Below are 2002 nucleotides of genomic sequence, written 5' to 3'. Positions count from 1 at the left end.
CCCCGGCGTGCCGGCAGGTCGGCAGTCGGGTCCGGTCACCGGCGCCTGCGCCCGGGCGCGACCCGGGCGGTCGCTGACCGCGACCACACGCAGTGCGTCGGAGAACCGGTCGTCGACCCGGGACTCCACCAGCTGTTGCCGGTACCGCAGCTTGTGCGGCACCAGGTACGCCACCCACAGGCCGACGAGCGCAAGCGCAATCGGTCCGGTGAGATCCTTCACGCCCCGACGTTAGGGCGGTGCACCCCCCTGGTCGCGCACGCGTCCGGCGTGTCGCACGGCGCATCCCGACGAGTTCGGCACACCCCCGCCAGATCGCGCCTCCGGACTGCCGATCCCGCACGAGAGTGCCGAACTCGTCGGAGCCCTGCCGAAGCCGCCGGCCGGGCGGCAGCGGAAGGGGCCGGCCGACGCGACGAGCGCGGGTCAGGGGGCGGGGCGGGTGGCGCGGTAGCGGGCCAGGAGGCCGTCGGGGACCTCCTCGGCGGTGAGGGCGAACGAACGGTGGTCGCACCAGCGGTCGCCGATGTGCAGGAACCGCTCGCGCACGCCCTCGTCGCGCAGGCCCAGCTTCTCGACGACGCGCAGCGACGGCCGGTTCTCGGGCCGGATGTTCACCTCGATGCGGTGCAGCCCTGCGGTCGTGAAGCAGTGGTCCACCGCGAGGGCCACCGCCACAGGCATCACGCCGCGCCCGGCGACGTGCTCCGAGAGCCAGTACCCGATCGCGCCGGACCGCAGCGAGCCGTAGGTGATCGAGGAGACCGTCACCTGCCCGACGAGCTCGCCCGCGAAGTCCACCGCGAACGGCAGGCTCGTGCCCGAGCGCGCCTGCGCGGACAGGGTGCGCACGAACTGCGCGAACGTGGGCCGCGGGCCGTCGACCGGCACGGGGCTGGTGGCGTCCCACGGCTCGAGCCAGGACTGGTTCTGCGCGCGCAGCTCGAGCCACGCCGGCCCGTCCCGGCGGCGCAGCGGCCGCAGGCGGACGAGGTCGTCGACGAGGACCGCCGGCCAGCCGTGCGCCATCAGCCCTCCAGCACCAGGCAGTGCACGACCTGCCCCGGCGCGACGGTGGTGTCCTGCTCGCCGACGACCGCGAGCGCGTTCGCGTGCGCGAGCGCGCTGACCGTCGGCGCGAGCGGGTCGCCCAGAGCGGTGACCCGGTAGCCCTCCTCGGGCGAGCCCAGCACGGTCGCGGGGACGAACTGCCGCAGGCCCGTCGGCGCGGTCCAGCCGTGCGTGGCGCGCGCGGCGACGCTCGGCCGGTACAGCTCGGAGTGACCCGCCATGGCCCGCAGCGCGGGACGCACGAACACCTCGAACGACACCTGCGCCGCGACGGGGTCGCCCTGCAGCGCGAAGATCGGCACGGTGCGGTCGGCGCCCAGCTCGGTGCCGACCGTGCCGAACCCGTGCCGGAACCCGGGCGTCATCGCCACGTGGTCGAGCCGGACCGTGCCGAGCGTCGCGAGCACGTCCTTCACGGTGTCGCCGACGAGCTCGGACAGCCCGCCGGTGATCACGACGAGGTCCGCGCGCACGAGCTGGTCGTCGAGCGCCTCGCGCAGCGTGCCGCGGTCGTCGGGCAGGATCCCGACGCGCACGGGCGTGGCCCCGGCGTCCCGGACCGCGGCCTCCAGCGCGTGGCCGTCGGTCTCGAACACCGCGCCCTCCGGGGGCCGCGCGCTGCCGGGCTCGACGAGCTCGTCGCCCACCGACAGCAGCACGACTCGCGGCGTGGGGTGCACGTGCAGGCGACCGTGCCCGAGCGTCGCCGCGAGCGCGAGCTGGCGCGCTCCCAGACGCGTGCCGGCGGTGAGCACGACCTCGCCGGTGCGGACGTCGGCACCGACGGCCCGCACGTGCTGGCCCGCGACGGCCGGGCGCTGCATCGCGAATCGCGCCGCGCCGCGGTCCGTCTCCTCGACGGGCACGACCGAGTCGGCACCGAGCGGTAGCGGGGCGCCCGACGACACGCGCACGGCCTGGCCGGGCGCGA

The 2002-nt window shown here is 76.0% G+C and carries 2 protein-coding genes and 1 pseudogene; all 3 read right to left on the bottom strand.

Annotated elements, in window-relative coordinates; translation table 11 throughout:
- Positions 1–222, bottom strand: a pseudogene (locus CWIS_RS12695) (hypothetical protein); the annotation flags it as partial.
- A gap of 204 nt (positions 223–426) precedes the next feature.
- Complete coding sequence (locus CWIS_RS12690) at positions 427–1029, bottom strand: GNAT family N-acetyltransferase (protein ID WP_048343678.1); 603 nt, start codon at positions 1027–1029, stop codon at positions 427–429.
- A partial coding sequence (gene glp / locus CWIS_RS12685) for a gephyrin-like molybdotransferase Glp (protein ID WP_048343677.1) occupies positions 1029–2002 on the bottom strand: 974 nt, incomplete at its 5' end. The genes CWIS_RS12690 and glp, both read right to left, overlap by 1 nt.

This window comes from Cellulomonas sp. A375-1 (genome assembly GCF_001040865.1).
Taxonomy (GTDB): domain Bacteria; phylum Actinomycetota; class Actinomycetes; order Actinomycetales; family Cellulomonadaceae; genus Cellulomonas; species Cellulomonas gelida.
Note: the sequence above shows the minus strand (reverse complement) of the source record. Positions and strands in the feature narration are given on the sequence as shown.